Here is a 15,733-nt window from a genome sequence, read left to right on the forward strand (position 1 = left end):
ACTCGTCCGAAAACTCGCAGCAGAGGAGATCTCCCGATGGACCTGACCCAACGCCTCGCCGGCAAGGTCGCCGTGATCACCGGCGGCGCAAGCGGTATCGGCCTGGCCACCGGCCGGCGGCTGCGCGCCGAGGGCGCCACCGTCGTGGTGGGTGACATCGACCCCACGACCGGCAAGGCCGCCGCCGACGAACTCGAAGGCCTGTTCGTGCCCGTGGACGTCTCCGAGCAGGAGGCCGTCGACAACCTGTTCGACACCGCCGCTTCGACTTTCGGGCGGGTCGACATCGCGTTCAACAACGCGGGCATCTCGCCACCCGAGGACGACCTGATCGAGAACACCGACCTGCCCGCCTGGCAGCGGGTCCAGGACATCAACCTCAAGTCGGTGTACCTGTCGTGTCGCGCCGCCCTGCGGCACATGGTGCCCGCGGGCAAGGGGTCGATCATCAACACCGCGTCGTTCGTGGCCGTGATGGGTTCGGCGACATCGCAGATCTCCTACACCGCATCCAAGGGCGGTGTGCTCGCGATGTCGCGTGAGCTCGGCGTGCAGTACGCGCGCCAGGGCATCCGGGTCAACGCGTTGTGCCCGGGACCGGTCAACACCCCACTGCTGCAGGAGTTGTTCGCCAAGGATCCCGAGCGCGCCGCGCGCAGGCTCGTGCACATCCCGCTGGGCCGGTTCGCCGAACCCGAGGAACTCGCCGCCGCGGTCGCGTTCCTGGCCAGTGACGACGCGTCGTTCATCACCGGGTCGACGTTCCTGGTCGACGGCGGGATCAGCTCCGCGTACGTCACGCCGCTGTAGTGGTTGTGGTACGCCGTAGGTCACCATGAGCGCCGAACCGGATCCCCAGCCCACCGCCGAGGCGGCCGACGCGCTGCTGCGGCCGGTGCGGTTGGGGAACGCGTTCGAGGACACCGTGGGACGGTTGTTGGAGACCATCAGGCTGGGTGTGCTGGGTCCCGGCGAATCCCTGCCGCCCGAGCGGGAACTCGCCACGCGCCTCGGGGTCAGCCGTGACACCGTGCGTGAGGCGATCAAGTCGCTGGCCGACGCCGGCTACCTGGTGTCGCGGCGCGGGCGCTACGGCGGCACATTCCTGGCCGACGAGCTTCCCAGTCACACCGCGGACACCCCACGACCCTCCCACGAGGAGATCGACGATGCGCTGCGGTTGCGCGAGATCCTCGAGGTCGGGGCCGCGCGCATGGCCGCGGGCCGCACGCTCAGCGCGGCCGAACGCGACGGCCTGTGGTCGCGGCTGGCAGACGTGCGTGCCGCCGAGGGGACCGACGACTACCGTCGGCTGGACTCCCGGCTGCACCTGGCGATCGCGGAGGCGGCCGGATCGCCGTCACTGGTGCCGTTGATCGCCGAGAACCGTATGCGGATCAACGGACTGCTCGACCGGATCCCGTTGCTGCCGCGCAACATTGCGCACTCCGACGATCAGCACGAGGCCATCGTGATGGCGATCCTGGCCGGCGACGCAGACCGCGCGGCCACGGCGATGCTCGACCACGTGTCGGGTTCGGCGGCACTGTTGCACGGCTTCTTGGACTGAGCGGTTCACAGCACCCGTCCGATACCTCGCGCGGCACCCTGCAGTGCCTGGATGAGGCGCTGTCGGTCGCGTTTGAGCGATGGCACGACAACGCCGATCGCGGCGACCACCGTGTCGTCGGAGGCGCGTGTCACCGGCACCGCCAGTGAGCATGCGCCGAGCGACATCTCCTCACTCGTCGTCGCGATGCCGTCGTCGCGGACGCGGCGCAACTGCTGGCGCAACATCGCGGGCTGCGTGATGGTCTTCGGGGTGACGGGCCGCAGTCCCGACAGCACCCGCTCGGCGACGTCCTCGGGTGCGTGCGCCAGCAGGACCTTGCCGACGCCGGTGCAGTACAGCGGAAGTCGGCTGCCGACGGTGCTGACGATCGGCACGGATGCGCGCCCGCGGATACGCAGCAGGTAGAGCACCTCGTCGCCGTCACGGACACCGAGGTGGACCGTGGCCATCGTCGCCGCGTACACGTCGTGCAGGTACGGCTCGGCGACATGCCGCAGCGGACCCTCGACGGGTGCGAGCAGGCAGGCCTGCCAGATGAGGCGGCCGATCACGTACCTGCCGTCGTCGCGGCGCTGCAACGCGCCGCCCTCGACGAGGGTGCCCGTCAACCGGTGTGCCGTGGAAAGGGGAATCCCGGCGCGGCGGGCGATCTCGGTCAGCGACAGGCTGCGGTGGCGCTCGTCGAACGCGCCCACCACTGCCAGCAGTCGTGACGCGACCGTCGGCGACGAATCATCGGCCATTCGCAGGGTCCTTCCGCCCAGTGGAAGTCTAACGTTCAGTCCCATTCGATTCGTCAGTAGCTTGCTCGAGCATGGCCCTTGTGAGTCAATCCGACATCAGCGCGGAGATCAACGAGATCACCGAGTCCTACCACCGCGGCGGCCTCGACGAGGCACAGCCCCGCCTGGACTATCCGCCGTACCGGAGCAGTGTGCTGCGGCATCCGAAAGTACAACTGCACCAAACGGATCCGGAATCCATCGAATTGTGGGCACCGTGCTTCGGCGAGCGTGACGTCGCCGAACACGAATCCGATCTGACCATCCAGCACACCGCGGAACCCATCGGCGAACGGATCGTGGTGACCGGCCGCGTCGTGGACGGGGACGGCAGGCCCGTGCGACACCAGTTGGTCGAGATCTGGCAGGCGAATGCCGCGGGCCGCTACCGTCACCTGCGCGATCAGCATCCGGCGCCGCTGGACCCCAACTTCACCGGGGTGGGCCGCTGCCTCACCGACGCCGACGGCACCTACCGGTTCACCACCATCAAGCCCGGGCCGTACCCGTGGCGCAACCACCACAACGCGTGGCGGCCCGCGCACATCCATTTCTCGTTGTTCGGAACCGAGTTCACGCAGCGCATGATCACCCAGATGTACTTCCCCGGTGACCCCCTGTTCGCGTTCGACCCGATCTACCAGTCGATCACCGACGCCAAGGCCCGCGAACGCCTGGTGGCCACCTACGACCACGACGTGACCACCCATGAATGGGCCACCGGTTACCGCTGGGACATCGTGCTGACCGGATCCCTGCGCACCCCGACGGAGGCCTGATGAGCACCCTTTTCGCGACACCCGGCCAGACGGTCGGTCCCTTCTACGGGTACGCCCTGCCCATACCCGGCGGCAACGAACTGGTCCCGCCGGGTTCGCCCGGAGCCATCCGGTTGCACGGCCTGGTCACCGACGGGGCGGGTGCGCCCGTGCCGGACGCCCTGCTGGAGATCTGGCAGGCCGACGCCGACGGTCGGGTGCCCACGAAGACCGGATCGCTGCGACGGGACGGCTGGACGTTCACCGGATGGGGCCGCGCGGCCACCGACGGCGCAGGCCGCTACAGTTTCACGACCGTCGAACCCGGTGTCTCGCAACCCGGTTCGGCAGCGTTCATCGCGATGACCGTGTTCGCCCGCGGTCTGCTCAACCGGCTGTTCACGCGCGTCTATCTGCCCGGCGAGCATCTGGCGACCGACCCGCTGCTGTCATCGCTGCCGAGCGAGCGGCGCGAGACGTTGATCGCCGTGCCCGACGAGCACGGACTGACCTTCGACATCCGGTTGCAGGGCGACCATGAAACCGTCTTCCTGCGCTTTCCCGGGCACACGCCGTGACAGATCTGCTGTGGCCGGGGGACCACCGCGCCGGTGACCTCATGAGCGACCGGGCGTTCTTCGACGCCATGGTCGCCGTCGAGAACGCCTGGCTGAACCTGCTGGTCGACATCGGCCCGGCGCCGCAGAAGGCACGTGTCGATCTTTGCGCACTGACCTCGGCGGGAGACGTGGAGACGGTCGCGGCGGGAGCCGAGAGCGACGGCAACCCCGTCGTCGGGCTGGTCGCACTGCTGCGTGAGCGCGCGGGCGGCGAGGCGGCCCGGTGGCTGCACCGCGGGCTGACAAGCCAGGATGTCGTCGACACCGCTCTCATGATGTGCCTGCGTGACGCACTGAGCGCGGTGCACGACGAGATGGCCACGCACGTACGCATCCTCCTGGGCCTCGTGGAATCCCACCGCAGCAGCCCCATGACGGCCCGCACCCTGACACAACCCGCGCTGCCGAGTACCGCAGCAGCGAAGTTCGCCAATTGGCTGTCCGGGGTGCTCGACGCCGCCGATGCGCTGGCGGCCGTTCCCTGGCTGCCCGTACAGCTCGGCGGTGCAGTCGGAACACACGCGGCCACAACCGAACTCGTCGGATCACCCGATGAGACGCTCACGCTCGCCGACGCCCTGGCCGGCGCGGTGGGCCTGACGCCCGCAGCGCCGTGGCACACCACCAGGGCCGTGGTGACACGCGCCGGTGACGCACTGGTGGGATGTTGCGACGCGTGCGGTCACATCGCGGCCGATGTCGCGGTGGGCAGCAGGGCCGAGATCGGTGAGCTGGTGGAGGGCAGTGGCGGCGCTTCGTCGACCATGCCGCACAAACGGAATCCGGTACTGTCGGTGCTCATCCGCCGTGCCGCGCTGGCCGCCCCCGCGCTCGGAGCGACCCTGCACGCCGCATCGGCGGCGAGTGTGGACGAACGATCCGACGGCGGCTGGCACGCGGAATGGGCGGCGCTGCGCACGCTGACCCGGCGCACCGTCGTCGCGATGCGTCAGACGAGTGACCTGTTGACCGGTCTGCACGTCGACGTCCAGCGGGCACGCGACAACCTGGGCGCCGCAGGTGATCTGCTCGCAGAACAACGCGTGATGAGCGAACTCGTCGGGCGCACGACGCGCGCCGACTATCTGGGCGCGTCCGGTCATCTCATCGACGCCGTCGCGCACCGGGCCCGCCGACACCTCAAGGAGACGATGTGACCACCATGCGAGACGAGACACACGCGGCGGGGAGTCAGGTGCGCCGCGCGGTGCTCGGCGACGACCACGTCGACCGTGCAGTCGCGGCAACCACCGGATTCACCGCGGATTTCCAGGATCTCATCACCCGATACGCCTGGGGCGAGATCTGGACCCGGCCGGGACTGGACCGACGCAGCCGCTCCATGATCACGCTGACGGCCATGATCGCCCGCGGCCACCACGACGAACTGGCGATGCATGTGCGGGCGGCGCGCCGAAACGGCCTGAGCGTCGACGAGATCAAAGAGGTGCTGCTGCAGTCCGCGATCTATTGCGGTGTGCCCGAAGCCAACACCGCGTTCCGTATCGCAGGTGCGGTTCTGGCCGAGGAGGCGCAGGAGCCGGGAGACGAGCGCTGATTCACCCGGCGAGCGCGGTGATCTCGGAGTTCACATGCGCCGTCGCCAGGCGCCGATCAACCAGGCGCCGATCAACCTTTGACGTGACGCGCGGTGCGGCCCAGGTGGGTACGCATGACCGCGGTGGCCTTCTCGACATCGCCCTTCTTGACCGCCATGACGAACTGGCGGTGTTCGCGGCTGCTGCGGACACCTATCTCGGGATGGCCCTCCTGAACGTGGCGCAGCGACACCAGCGTCGGACCGTAGAAGGCCTCTGCCAGCATCGCGAGCGCGGCGTTGTGGCTCGCCTCGGCCACCCGTGTGTGGAACTGCGCCGACAGTTCCATCGAAGAGGAGCCCTGTCCTGCGGCCGCGTCGCCGCGGTCGCAGATCTGCAGCAGTTCTTCGATGTCCGCCTCGGTGGCGCGCTCGCACACCAGCGGGATGATGCCGAGTTCGAACACCTGCCGGGCCTCGGTGATCTCGATGTCGGTCAGGCCCGACATGCTGAGCAGATCGACGATGCCCTCGCTGACACGTGAGCTGGTGGGCGCGGTGACGAAGGCTCCGCCGTGGGCGCCGACCTTGATGGTCACCATGGCGTTGGCCTCGAGGCCGCGCAGCGCTTCGCGGACGGTGACTCGGCTGACGCCGAACCGGTCGCCGAGTTCACGTTCGGAGGGAAGGCGGTCACCGGGCTTCAGGTGGCCATCTCGGATCAACGACCGGATCTGGTCGAGAATCATTTCCGAGGCCCGGCCCGGGGTGACCTTGGTGAAGATGTCGTCGGTAGCTCGGCGGTTCGACGTCGTGGAACCGTCAGTGGACATGGACCAATCGTAAAGCCACCAGACCAAAGCGTGGACGCGCCGCCGGCGAGTACCCGTTACGGGCGGTTTGGTTTACATTTCCAGATGTGGACGCCGTCGAAGGGCACGTACAGGTGGAGCGGGCGACCTCGGCACTCGTCGATGTCGACTCCGCCACGTGGGCGCGGCGCTTCGACCTGCTCTCCGACCCGAACCGCCTCGAGATCCTGCTTGTGCTGCACCGGGCTCCGGGCATCTTCGTGGGCGATTTGGCCGAGGTCTTGGGCCGGTCGGAAAATGCGGTGTCGCAAGCACTTCGGGTGCTCCGGCAGCAGGGGTGGGTCAGTTCCACCCGGGTGGGACGCGCCGTGAGCTACCGCCTCGAGGACGACGTCGTGCACGAACTGCTGCACTGGATCGGCGCGCGGCACGGCTGATTTCATCTGAATATCTGTTCATCTGGACAGATGACCGTGGCGGCCTTAATCTCATTGGTATGGCCATTGAGATCGTCGCCATGCACATGAGCGATGGCATCGTGAACGTCCAGACGTCGTTGGTGTTCGGTGCCCTGGCGGTCGCCGCGCTCGGTGTGTGCGCCCTGCGCGCCCGAGACGAACTCGACGAGCGGACGGTGCCGCTGGCCGGTCTCGTGGCGGCGTTCATCTTCGCCGTGCAGATGGTGAACTTCCCGATCCTGCCCGGGGTCAGCGGTCACCTGCTCGGCGGTGCGCTCGCGGCGATCCTCGTCGGGCCGTACACCGGGGCGCTGTGCATCGCGATCGTGCTGGTGGTGCAGTCGCTGCTGTTCGCCGACGGCGGCGTGAGCGCGCTGGGGACGAACATCACCAACATGGCGCTGATCGGCGTCGCGGTCGGCTACGCGACCGCGGTGGTGCTGTCCACCGTGCTCCGCGGACGGGGCGCGGCGGGATCTCCGCCGGACCGCCACATCGGTGTGGTGGCCTTCGTGGCGGCCCTCGTGGGAACCGTGTGCGCGGCCATGGGTTTCGTCGTCGAATACGTCATCGGGGGCGTCGCGACGACGTCGATACAAGCGGTGGCGGGCTACATGTTCGGCACGCACGTGCTGATCGGGATCGGTGAAGGCATCATCACGGCACTCACGGTCACCGCGGTCGCGCGGGTGCGGCCGGATCTCGTGTACCTGCTACGGCGTCAGCGTCAGGAGGTCGCCGCGTGAAGCGGATGTTCTGGGCCGGTTTCGCCGTCGTCATCCTGATCATCGCCGGTGGCGTGTCCTATCTCGCGAGCGGCAGTCCCGACGGGCTGGATTCGGCCACGTTGAAGGGCTGCCAGGTCGTCGAGACCGACCACGGCGAGGAACTGACCGGTGACTGCATCGCACAGCACGCGACCGAACACCCCATGGCCGCGTCGCCGCTGGCGGACTATTCGATCGGCGGTCGCACCGGCACCGGTGGCGTGGCCGGGATCATCGGGGCACTGGTGACGGTCCTGATCGCAGGCGGGGCCTTTCGGATGATCGCGCGCCGCAAGCACACATCGGGCCGCTGACATGGCGGGCGGGCACGCGCATCCGCTTTACCGCCAGGGTGATTCGGCGCTGCACCGCCTCGCGCCGGAGGTGAAGATCGTGTGCCTCGTGGTGTTCGTCGTCGCGGTGGTGGCGACACCACGCGAGACCTTCTGGCCGTTCGGCGTGTACGCGCTGATCATCGTGTCGATGTGGGCGGTGGCGAAGATCCCGCCGGCGTGGGTGCTCCCGCGCATGCTCATCGAGGCGCCGTTCTTGATCCTGGCGGTTCTGCTGCCGTTCGCCGAAGGCGGCGAACGCGTCGAGTTCGCCGGCCTTCAGTTGTCGGTCACGGGCCTGTACGCCGCATGGGGGATCGTCGTCAAGGGCACCCTCGGGGTCGCGGCGTCGCTCACCGTGGCCGCCACCACGACCGCGCGCGAGTTACCCCTCGCACTGAGCCGGCTGGGCGTGCCCGGCACGGTCATCTCGATGCTCACCTTGATGATCCGCTACATCGACGTCCTGAGCACCGAGGCCAACCGTATGCGCATGGCCCGGATCTCACGCGGGGACTCACCCCGGGGCCTCCATCAGGCCGGCGCGATCGCGAAGAGTGTCGGTGCGCTGTTCCTGCGGTCCTACGAGCGCGGTGAGCGCGTCTATCTGGCCATGCTGTCGCGCGGCTACGAGGGCCGGATCCCCGAGCTCGCCGTGGGCGCCGGGTCCGCGGCCGCCGCCACGCCGCGGCAGTGGCTGGTTGCGGCGGTGCCGGTGAGCGCCGCGGTGCTCGTTGCCGCGACCGCGTGGGGGCTGCGATGACCGACACGGCGATTTCGATCGCGGCCCTGCGCCACGTGTACCCCGACGGCCACATCGGCCTCGACGGCGTCGACCTCGAGGTCGCCGAGGGGGAGCGCGTCGCGGTGCTCGGGCCCAACGGCGCAGGCAAGACCACGCTGATGCTGCACCTCAACGGGGTGCTCACGGCCACGTCGGGAACGGTCCGGATCTGCGGTGTGCCCGTGGCCAGAAACACGCTGCGCGACATCCGCCGACGCGTCGGCCTGGTGTTCCAGGACCCCGACGATCAGTTGTTCATGCCGACCGTGGCGCAGGACGTCGCCTTCGGGCCTGCCAACTTCGGGCTGGCGGGGGAGGAACTGGCGGCGCGGGTCCGGCACGCACTCGAGCTGGTGTCGCTCACCGAGCACGCCGACCGCAGCCCGGCGCACCTGTCGGGCGGGCAGCGCCGCCGCGCCGCGTTGGCCACGGTGCTCGCGTGCGACGCCGAGATCCTGGTGCTCGACGAGCCTTCGGCCAACCTCGATCCGGTGGCGCGTCGCGAACTCGCGGAAACCCTTGCCGCACTGGATGTCACGATGCTGATCGTCACACACGACCTGCCGTACGCCGCGCAACTGTGCACCCGCGCGGTCGTCATCGACGACGGTCGCGTGGTCGCCGACGGTGACATCGGGGAGATCCTGGGCGATGCCCACCTGCTCGCCGCGCACCGGCTCGAACTGCCCTGGGGCTTCGCGGTTCCGGAACGCTCGCGGAACTAGCGCGGCCGGCTCACTCCTGCAGGCCCAGCAGCGCGTTCTCGATCACCTCGGGCAGCGCCGGGTGGATCCAGTACTGCCCGCGGGCGATCTCCTGCGCCGTCTGTCCCAGGCTCATGGCCTGGATGAGCGGCTGGATGATCGACGACGCCTGATGGCCCAGGATGTGGGCGCCTAGCAGCTTGCCGGTGCCGCGCTCACCGATCAGCTTGGCGATGCCGGTCGTGTCCTCCATGGCCCAGCCGTAAGCGGTGTCGCCGTAGTTCTGGACCTTGACCACGATGTCGTGGCCGGCCGCGCGGGCCTCGGCCTCGGTCAGGCCGACCGTCGCGACCTGCGGATCGGTGAACACCGCCGACGGCACGAAGCGGTGATCGCTGGCCACCAGCGAGGCGGTGTCGTCCCAGTCGCGCAGCAGGTTCTCCTTGACCACGCGCGCCTCGTGGTTGGCCACATGCTTGAGCTGGTAATCCGAGGACACATCGCCGAGCGCGAAAACGCCCCGGGCCGTTGTGCGTTGGTACTGATCGACGATCACGCGGCCGTCCTCGTCGACCTCGACACCGGCCAGCTCGGCGTCGAGCAGGTCACCGTTGGGCACCCGGCCGGTGGCCACCAGCAGCGTGTCGGCGGCGACCGTCTTGCCGTCGTCGAGTTCGAGCACGATCCGGTCGCCGTCCTGGTGGGATCCGATCACGTTCTCGTGTGTGCGGATGTCCCACTTGGTGGCGGCGATCTCGTTGAACCGGTGGCAGATCGTCTCGTCGCAGTGCGTGAGCAGACCGTCACCGCGCACCACGATCGTGACGTGCACGCCAAGCGCGGAGAACACGTGCGCGAACTCCGCCGAGACGAACCCGCCGCCGATGATCACGAGATCGGTGGGTAGTTCCGGGATCCGCATGATGTCGTCACTCGTGTGGTACTTGACGCCGCAATCCACCACCGCGGGCGGGATGTAGGTGCGTGAACCCGCGGCGATCACCACCTGATCGCTGGTGAACTCCTCACCCGACTCGGTGCGCAGCGTGTAGCGGCCGTCGTCGGTCTTCGGCCCGAAACGGGTGTGGCTGGAGTACACCGTGATGTTCGGATCCGACCGCCGGTAGTCCTCGCCGCCCGCGGCGATCGGGTCGATACGCCCGAACACCCGCTCGACGATGTCGGGCCAGCGGACCTTGTCGATGTGGGCGTCGACGCCGTATCGCGCACTCGTGCGGACACTGTGGGCCACCTCGGCGGCGTACACGAACATCTTGGTGGGGATGCATCCCACGTTCAGGCAGGTTCCGCCGAACGTGCCCTGCTCGCAGATCGCGACCTTCTTGCCGGCGTAGCGGTCGTCGACGATGCTGTTGCCCGACCCCGTGCCGATGATCGCCAGATCGTAATGCTCCACGTGCTCACCTATCCCGAACGAGTCGTTGTGTCGGATTCTGCAGGCTCAGATACTCGTCGAGCCACCGGTCGAGTTCGCGATAGGCCTGCGCCCTGGGCTCGGCCAGCGACAGGAACACGTCGTGCTTGGCGTCGGGGATCGCCACGATCGTGCTGCGGCCGCCGACGCACCCCGCCCAGCGTGCGATCTGGCGGACGTCGAGGACCGCGTCGCCGCGCTGTATCGCCTCCGGGTCGTCGGTCTCACGCACGCTGTGGTCGGACCGCAGGATCAGGTTTGGCACCCCGACGTCGAGGCCGCGGTGCAACTGGGCCTGTCCGCGGCGGATCGCGTTGATCCACCCGAGCGTGATCGGGAACCCGCCCACCGGTTTCCAGTCGAGGTTGTACTCGAACTCGCCGTGGTAGTCACGGTGCAGCGTGGTGCCGTAGCCACCCACGGTGGGTTTGCGGATCACCGTGTGCTTGCGCCACCGCGCCAGCGCGCGCAGCGTCAGCGACGTCGGCGCGGTGCGCAGGATGCCCGGGCCGTGCAGGTCGAAGAACGGGCTGTTGAGCACCAGTCCGGTGATGTTGTGCGTGGCCTGCCTGTTCCGCCGCCGCATCCGGTCGGCGAACAACGTGACGATCAGCCCGCCCGCGGAATGGCCGTACAGGCAGACCCGCGCGCCCGCGGTGTCGTAGCCGATGATCGAGAGCGCCTGCTCCAGTTCGGCGTCGTACCGGGTCAGGTCCGTCGTGAAGTGCGGTGTCTGCCCGTCGCGGCGCGACCGGCCGCACTTGTCGAGATCGAGCGCGTAGAACGCGAAGCCGTGCGCGGCGAACCGGTCGGCGAGCTCGGTGTTGAAGAAGTAGTCGGTATAACCGTGCAGTGCCAGCACCGCGTGCTCGGCGCGGCCGGTGCTCTCCGGATCGCCGCGGCGCACCAGTGTCGCGAACAGATCGCCTTCACCGTCGGGATCCGGACCGAGGTCGATCGTGCGTTGCCAGAACCCCGGCAGTACATCCGGCTCCCATGAGGGTTCCCGTGACGTCACGCTCCCACAGTAGCGGCGCGGACCGCGCCGGGTTACCGCCCAGTCGCAAACCTGCGTCCCAAACACCGTGGTAGGAGGGGTCGCGGGCGGGCATCGGTCGTGGAAGTGACCGATCGCACTCACGTGGCACCACCATGCTGGGCAATCGCGTTATCGGCTCGCGATAACCTGAGCAGAGGAACTGCTGCTGAACCAGCCGACGGGATGTTCGGTTCATGGGCCACGCGACGAAGAAGGGCTAGCGATCAGGGTGTCTGAGGCAAACGCAGGTACGAACGCGAAGACTGACGTCGTGTTGGTGGGGGCCGGCATCATGAGCGCAACGCTGGGCACTCTCATCAAGCTGCTGGAGCCCAACTGGTCGATCACGATGATCGAGCGCCTCGACGGCGCCGCGGCCGAGAGCAGCGATCCGTGGAACAACGCGGGCACCGGGCACTCTGCGCTGTGCGAGCTCAACTACACGCCCGCGCTGCCCGACGGCACCATCGACATCAGCAAGGCCGTCAACGTCAACGAGCAGTTCCAGGTCTCGCGGCAGTTCTGGGCCCACGCCGTCGAGAACGGTGTACTGCCCGACGTCCGCAGCTTCCTCAACCCTGTGCCGCATGTGAGTTTTGTGTACGGCGCCGACAACGTGCAGTACCTCAAGGCGCGTTACAACGCCCTGGTCACCAACCCGCTGTTCGCGTCGATGGAGTTCATCGACGACAAGGACGAGTTCACGCGGCGCCTGCCGTTGATGGCGGAGAAGCGCGATTTCTCGGAACCGGTCGCGCTGAACTGGTCGCAGCACGGCACCGACGTCGACTTCGGATCGCTGTCGCGACAGCTGATCGGATTCGCCGCGGGCAACGGCATGACCACCATGTTCGGTCACGACGTGCGCGACCTGAGCAAGAATTCCGACGGCAGCTGGACCGTGAAGGTGCGAAACCGCCGGACCGGCAACAACTTCAAGATCAACGCGAAGTTCGTCTTCGTCGGTGCGGGTGGCGGTGCGCTGCCGCTGCTGCAGAAGTCGGGTATCCCCGAGGCCAAGGGCTTCGGCGGGTTCCCGGTGGGTGGCGCCTTCCTGCGCACCAACAAGCAGCACCTCACCTCGCGTCACAACGCCAAGGTCTACGGCCTGCCGCCGCTGGGCGCACCGCCCATGTCGGTGCCGCACCTGGACACGCGCGTCATCAACGGCAGGCAGTGGCTGCTGTTCGGGCCGTTCGCGGGCTGGTCGCCAAAGTTCCTCAAGCAGGGCAAGGTCACCGACCTGCCGCTGTCGGTGAAGCCGAACAACCTCGCCTCGATGCTCGGCGTCGGTCTGACCGAGGTGGGTCTGCTCAAGTACCTCATCGGACAGTTGCTGCTCAGCGAACCAGCACGCGTCGAGACGCTTCGTGAATTCGCCCCCAGCGCAGTCGATTCCGACTGGGAGCTGGACATCGCCGGGCAGCGCGTGCAGGTGATCCGGCGCAAGGGCGCCGGCGGCGTACTGGAGTTCGGCACCACGGTGCTCGCGGCGGCAGACGGCAGCATCGCAGGCCTGCTCGGCGCGTCGCCGGGTGCCTCCACCGCGGTGCCCGCGATGCTCGACGTGTTGCAGCGGTGCTTCGCCGACCGTTACCAGGCCTGGACGCCCAAGCTGAAGGAGATGGTGCCGTCGCTGGGCACCAAGCTGTCCGACGAGCCCAAACTCTTCGAGGAGGTGTGGTCGTGGGGCACCAAGGTGCTCAAGCTGGACGTGCAAGCGAATACAGCGGAAGCAGCCAACGCCCCGGCGACCGTGTGACGGCGGGAGACACATGACGGTGTCACTGCGCCGCAGCTGGGCCAAAGACCTCGATGCGCCAACGCTTTACGAGTTGCTCAAGCTGCGCGTCGAGGTGTTCGTCGTCGAACAGGCCACGCCGTACCCGGAACTGGACGGACGCGACCTGCTCGCCGAGACCCGGCACTTCTGGCTTGAGGGGCCCGACGGCGAGGTGATCTCCACGCTGCGCCTCATGGAGGAGCATCCCGGCGGCGAGAAGGTGTTCCGTATCGGCCGGGTGTGCACCAAACGCAGCGCACGCGGCCAGGGGCACGTCGCGCGGTTGATGCAGGCCGCGCTGGCCGAGGTCGGGGACTACCCGTGCCACATCAACGCCCAGACGTATCTGGAGGACATGTACGGCAAGCACGGTTTCGTGCGTGACGGCGAGGAGTTCCTCGACGACGGCATCCCGCACATCCCGATGGTGCGCCCCGGAACCCGTGCCGAGGCCGAGCAACCGTGATCCAGCAGACGTATCCCCTGAGCGCGATCGTCGGGCAGGACCGGCTGAGGCTCGCGCTCGTGCTGTGTGCCGTGCGTCCCGAGATCGGCGGTGTGCTGATCCGCGGCGAGAAGGGCACCGCGAAATCCACTGCTGTGCGCGGACTTGCCGCTGTGCTCGCAGCCGTCGACGAGGACGCGAAACTGGTCGAACTGCCCATCGGCGCCACCGAGGACCGTGTGGTCGGCTCGCTGGATCTGCAGAAGGTGCTGCGCGACGGCGAACACGCGTTCTCGCCGGGCCTGCTGGCCCGCGCGCACGGCGGCGTGCTGTACGTCGACGAGGTGAACCTGCTGCACGACCACCTGGTGGACGTTCTGCTCGACGCGGCCGCCATGGGACGCGTGCACGTCGAACGCGACGGCATCTCGCACTCGCACGAGGCGCGGTTCGTCCTGATCGGCACCATGAACCCCGAAGAGGGTGAACTGCGGCCCCAGCTGCTGGACCGGTTCGGCCTGACCGTCGACGTGACCGCGTCGCGCGACGTCGACGTCCGTGTCGAGGTGATCCGTGCCCGAATGGATTTCGAGGCCGACCCGGAGGGCTTCGTGCGCCGCCACGCCGAGGCCGACGCCGAGTTGTCGCGGCGCATCGCCGCGGCGCGGGACCTGGTCGACTCGGTGGTGTTGCCCGACACCGAGTTACGGCGCATCGCCGCGCTGTGTGCGGCGTTCGACGTGGACGGTATGCGCGCCGATCTGGTCGTGGCCCGTACCGCGGTCGCCCACGCGGCATGGCGCGGGGCGGGCACCGTGTCCGAGGAGGACGTGCGGGTGGCCGCGGAGTTGGCGTTGCCGCACCGGCGCCGTCGCGATCCCTTCGACGATCCCGGACTGGACCCGGATCGCCTCGACGAGGCCATGCAGCAGGCGGGGGAGCAGGCCGAGGCCGGTCCGGAAAGCAACCCGGAAACCGACCCGGAAACCGATCCGGACTTCGACCCCGATTTCGACCCACCCGGCGGCGGTGCCACCACCGATTCGGATGCCGCTGCGCCGCAGGGTAAGCCGAAAAGCTCCTCGACACGGCAGAGCGCGCCGCCTGCGGCAACCTTCCGCACAAGGGCGCTCGTGGTGCCCGGGATCGGTGAGGGTGCGCCCGGCAAGCGCTCGCGTGCGCGCAACCGCACGGGCAAGCCCATCGCCGCGACGGCAGAACCGGGCGAGGGCCACGGTGTGCACGTGTTCGGCACGCTGCTCGCCACCGCCGGGCGCCAGCGGGAACCGGGACGGCCGCGACCGGTGCCAGAGGACATCCGGCGCGCGGTGCGCGAAGGACGTGAGGGCAACCTGGTGATCTTCGTCGTCGACGCATCGGGGTCGATGGCCGCGCGCGACCGCATGTCCGCGGTCAGCGGGGCTGCGATGTCGCTGCTGCGCGACGCCTATCAGCGTCGCGACAAGGTCGCGGTGATCACCTTCCGCGGGCAGGACGCCCGCGTGCTGCTGCCGCCGACGTCGTCGGTGTACATCGCGAGCCGTCGGCTCGCGCGGTTCGACACCGGCGGGAAAACCCCGCTGGCGCAGGGACTCCTGGCCGCCCGTGACGTGGTGATCCGGGAGAAGGCCCGTGACCGGGCACGCCGCAGCCTGGTGGTGGTGCTCACCGACGGCCGTGCGACCGGGGGCCCGGACCCGCTGCAGCGCGCCAGGCGGGCCGCCGCCGCGCTGGTCGCCGAGGGCACGGCCGCCGTGGTCGTCGACTGCGAAACCTCGTTCGTGCGGCTGGGTTTGGCGCAGGAACTGGCCACGCAGCTGGGCGGTGAGGCCGTACGGCTGGAGCAGCTGCGGGCAGACGAGTTGACCCGGCTGGTCAAGACCAGGTCAGACGCGGCGTAGAGA

The 15,733-nt window shown here is 68.6% G+C and carries 18 protein-coding genes; 14 read left to right on the forward strand and 4 right to left on the reverse strand.

Going from position 1 to position 15,733, the window contains the following annotated elements; translation table 11 throughout:
- The first annotated feature begins 36 nt into the window (after nt 1-36).
- On the forward strand, nt 37-810 hold the full coding sequence (locus AT701_RS13105) for a 3-oxoacyl-ACP reductase (protein WP_003893953.1): 774 nt from the start codon (nt 37-39) through the stop codon (nt 808-810).
- 25 nt (nt 811-835) lie between these two features.
- Nucleotides 836-1,570, forward strand: coding sequence for a FadR/GntR family transcriptional regulator (locus tag AT701_RS13110; protein ID WP_058125975.1), 735 nt, complete (start codon nt 836-838; stop codon nt 1,568-1,570).
- A 5-nt stretch (nt 1,571-1,575) separates the two neighbouring features.
- Here AT701_RS13110 and AT701_RS13115 read toward each other — a convergent pair whose 3' ends face one another.
- The gene (locus tag AT701_RS13115; RefSeq protein ID WP_058125976.1) at nt 1,576-2,316 is read right to left on the reverse strand and encodes an IclR family transcriptional regulator; all 741 of its coding nucleotides are present in this window, start codon (nt 2,314-2,316) and stop codon (nt 1,576-1,578) included.
- Between the two features lie 71 nt (nt 2,317-2,387).
- Here AT701_RS13115 and pcaH point away from each other — a divergent pair, with 71 nt between their 5' ends.
- Genes pcaH through pcaC form a run of 4 tightly spaced genes read left to right on the forward strand, consistent with a single transcriptional unit; the run spans nt 2,388 to nt 5,291 of the window.
- On the forward strand, nt 2,388-3,134 hold the full coding sequence (gene pcaH / locus AT701_RS13120) for a protocatechuate 3,4-dioxygenase subunit beta (RefSeq protein ID WP_058125977.1): 747 nt from the start codon (nt 2,388-2,390) through the stop codon (nt 3,132-3,134).
- On the forward strand, nt 3,134-3,691 hold the full coding sequence (gene pcaG, locus AT701_RS13125; protein ID WP_058125978.1) for a protocatechuate 3,4-dioxygenase subunit alpha: 558 nt from the start codon (nt 3,134-3,136) through the stop codon (nt 3,689-3,691). The genes pcaH and pcaG overlap by 1 nt, the downstream gene beginning before the upstream one ends.
- Nucleotides 3,688-4,890: a 3-carboxy-cis,cis-muconate cycloisomerase gene (pcaB, locus tag AT701_RS13130; protein WP_058125979.1), complete on the forward strand. Its 1,203-nt coding sequence runs from the start codon at nt 3,688-3,690 to the stop codon at nt 4,888-4,890. Before pcaG ends, pcaB begins: the two co-directional genes overlap by 4 nt.
- 5 nt (nt 4,891-4,895) lie before the next feature.
- The gene (gene pcaC, locus AT701_RS13135; protein ID WP_036462297.1) at nt 4,896-5,291 is read left to right on the forward strand and encodes a 4-carboxymuconolactone decarboxylase; all 396 of its coding nucleotides are present in this window, start codon (nt 4,896-4,898) and stop codon (nt 5,289-5,291) included.
- 71 nt (nt 5,292-5,362) lie between these two features.
- Here the strand turns inward: pcaC and AT701_RS13140 are convergent, their stop codons facing one another.
- Complete coding sequence (locus tag AT701_RS13140) at nt 5,363-6,103, reverse strand: FadR/GntR family transcriptional regulator (RefSeq protein ID WP_011728466.1); 741 nt, start codon at nt 6,101-6,103, stop codon at nt 5,363-5,365.
- 86 nt (nt 6,104-6,189) lie between these two features.
- On the opposite strand from AT701_RS13140, the gene AT701_RS13145 reads away from it, so the two are divergent.
- The 5 genes from AT701_RS13145 to AT701_RS13165 are packed head-to-tail and all read left to right on the forward strand — an operon-like array spanning nt 6,190 to nt 9,148.
- Complete coding sequence (locus AT701_RS13145) at nt 6,190-6,519, forward strand: ArsR/SmtB family transcription factor (RefSeq protein ID WP_014877443.1); 330 nt, start codon at nt 6,190-6,192, stop codon at nt 6,517-6,519.
- 59 nt (nt 6,520-6,578) lie between these two features.
- Nucleotides 6,579-7,286: an energy-coupling factor ABC transporter permease gene (locus tag AT701_RS13150; protein WP_058125980.1), complete on the forward strand. Its 708-nt coding sequence runs from the start codon at nt 6,579-6,581 to the stop codon at nt 7,284-7,286.
- Nucleotides 7,283-7,621: a PDGLE domain-containing protein gene (locus AT701_RS13155; RefSeq protein ID WP_003893989.1), complete on the forward strand. Its 339-nt coding sequence runs from the start codon at nt 7,283-7,285 to the stop codon at nt 7,619-7,621. Before AT701_RS13150 ends, AT701_RS13155 begins: the two co-directional genes overlap by 4 nt.
- A 1-nt stretch (nt 7,622) precedes the next feature.
- A complete protein-coding gene (gene cbiQ, locus AT701_RS13160; protein ID WP_003893990.1) occupies nt 7,623-8,402 on the forward strand; it encodes a cobalt ECF transporter T component CbiQ in 780 nt (259 codons plus the stop codon).
- Nucleotides 8,399-9,148, forward strand: a complete 750-nt coding sequence (locus AT701_RS13165) for an energy-coupling factor ABC transporter ATP-binding protein (protein WP_058125981.1) — start codon at nt 8,399-8,401, stop codon at nt 9,146-9,148. The genes cbiQ and AT701_RS13165 overlap by 4 nt, the downstream gene beginning before the upstream one ends.
- Nucleotides 9,149-9,158: 10 nt before the next feature.
- Here the strand turns inward: AT701_RS13165 and mtr are convergent, their stop codons facing one another.
- Nucleotides 9,159-10,544 (reverse strand): mycothione reductase, encoded by a 1,386-nt coding sequence (mtr, locus tag AT701_RS13170; protein WP_011728470.1) that lies wholly within the window; start codon nt 10,542-10,544, stop codon nt 9,159-9,161.
- Between the two features lie 4 nt (nt 10,545-10,548).
- Nucleotides 10,549-11,580 (reverse strand): alpha/beta hydrolase, encoded by a 1,032-nt coding sequence (locus tag AT701_RS13175; protein WP_011728471.1) that lies wholly within the window; start codon nt 11,578-11,580, stop codon nt 10,549-10,551.
- Between the two features lie 313 nt (nt 11,581-11,893).
- Between AT701_RS13175 and mqo the strand changes: the two genes are divergently transcribed.
- The 3 genes from mqo to AT701_RS13190 are packed head-to-tail and all read left to right on the forward strand — an operon-like array spanning nt 11,894 to nt 15,730.
- Nucleotides 11,894-13,363, forward strand: a complete 1,470-nt coding sequence (gene mqo / locus AT701_RS13180) for a malate dehydrogenase (quinone) (RefSeq protein WP_233032103.1) — start codon at nt 11,894-11,896, stop codon at nt 13,361-13,363.
- A gap of 13 nt (nt 13,364-13,376) precedes the next feature.
- Entirely contained in the window at nt 13,377-13,850 is a 474-nt protein-coding gene (locus tag AT701_RS13185; protein ID WP_011728473.1) for a GNAT family N-acetyltransferase, read from the forward strand.
- On the forward strand, nt 13,847-15,730 hold the full coding sequence (locus AT701_RS13190) for a magnesium chelatase subunit D family protein (protein WP_011728474.1): 1,884 nt from the start codon (nt 13,847-13,849) through the stop codon (nt 15,728-15,730). The genes AT701_RS13185 and AT701_RS13190 overlap by 4 nt, the downstream gene beginning before the upstream one ends.
- Nucleotides 15,731-15,733 lie beyond the last annotated feature (3 nt).

The organism is Mycolicibacterium smegmatis, assembly GCF_001457595.1.
Classification (GTDB): Bacteria; Actinomycetota; Actinomycetes; order Mycobacteriales; family Mycobacteriaceae; genus Mycobacterium; species Mycobacterium smegmatis.

Excerpts from the sequence above, each read along its gene's own strand:
- AT701_RS13110 (WP_058125975.1), top strand. The coding sequence starts at position 836 with ATGAGCGCCGAACCGGATCCCCAGCCCACCGCCGAGGCGGCCGACGCG.
- cbiQ (WP_003893990.1), top strand. The coding sequence starts at position 7,623 with ATGGCGGGCGGGCACGCGCATCCGCTTTACCGCCAGGGTGATTCGGCG.
- AT701_RS13150 (WP_058125980.1), top strand. The coding sequence starts at position 6,579 with ATGGCCATTGAGATCGTCGCCATGCACATGAGCGATGGCATCGTGAAC.
- pcaG (WP_058125978.1), top strand. The coding sequence starts at position 3,134 with ATGAGCACCCTTTTCGCGACACCCGGCCAGACGGTCGGTCCCTTCTAC.
- AT701_RS13115 (WP_058125976.1), bottom strand. The coding sequence starts at position 2,316 with ATGGCCGATGATTCGTCGCCGACGGTCGCGTCACGACTGCTGGCAGTG.
- AT701_RS13185 (WP_011728473.1), top strand. The coding sequence starts at position 13,377 with ATGACGGTGTCACTGCGCCGCAGCTGGGCCAAAGACCTCGATGCGCCA.
- AT701_RS13105 (WP_003893953.1), top strand. The coding sequence starts at position 37 with ATGGACCTGACCCAACGCCTCGCCGGCAAGGTCGCCGTGATCACCGGC.
- AT701_RS13165 (WP_058125981.1), top strand. The coding sequence starts at position 8,399 with ATGACCGACACGGCGATTTCGATCGCGGCCCTGCGCCACGTGTACCCC.
- pcaH (WP_058125977.1), top strand. The coding sequence starts at position 2,388 with ATGGCCCTTGTGAGTCAATCCGACATCAGCGCGGAGATCAACGAGATC.
- pcaC (WP_036462297.1), top strand. The coding sequence starts at position 4,896 with ATGCGAGACGAGACACACGCGGCGGGGAGTCAGGTGCGCCGCGCGGTG.
- mqo (WP_233032103.1), top strand. The coding sequence starts at position 11,894 with ATGAGCGCAACGCTGGGCACTCTCATCAAGCTGCTGGAGCCCAACTGG.
- AT701_RS13140 (WP_011728466.1), bottom strand. The coding sequence starts at position 6,103 with ATGTCCACTGACGGTTCCACGACGTCGAACCGCCGAGCTACCGACGAC.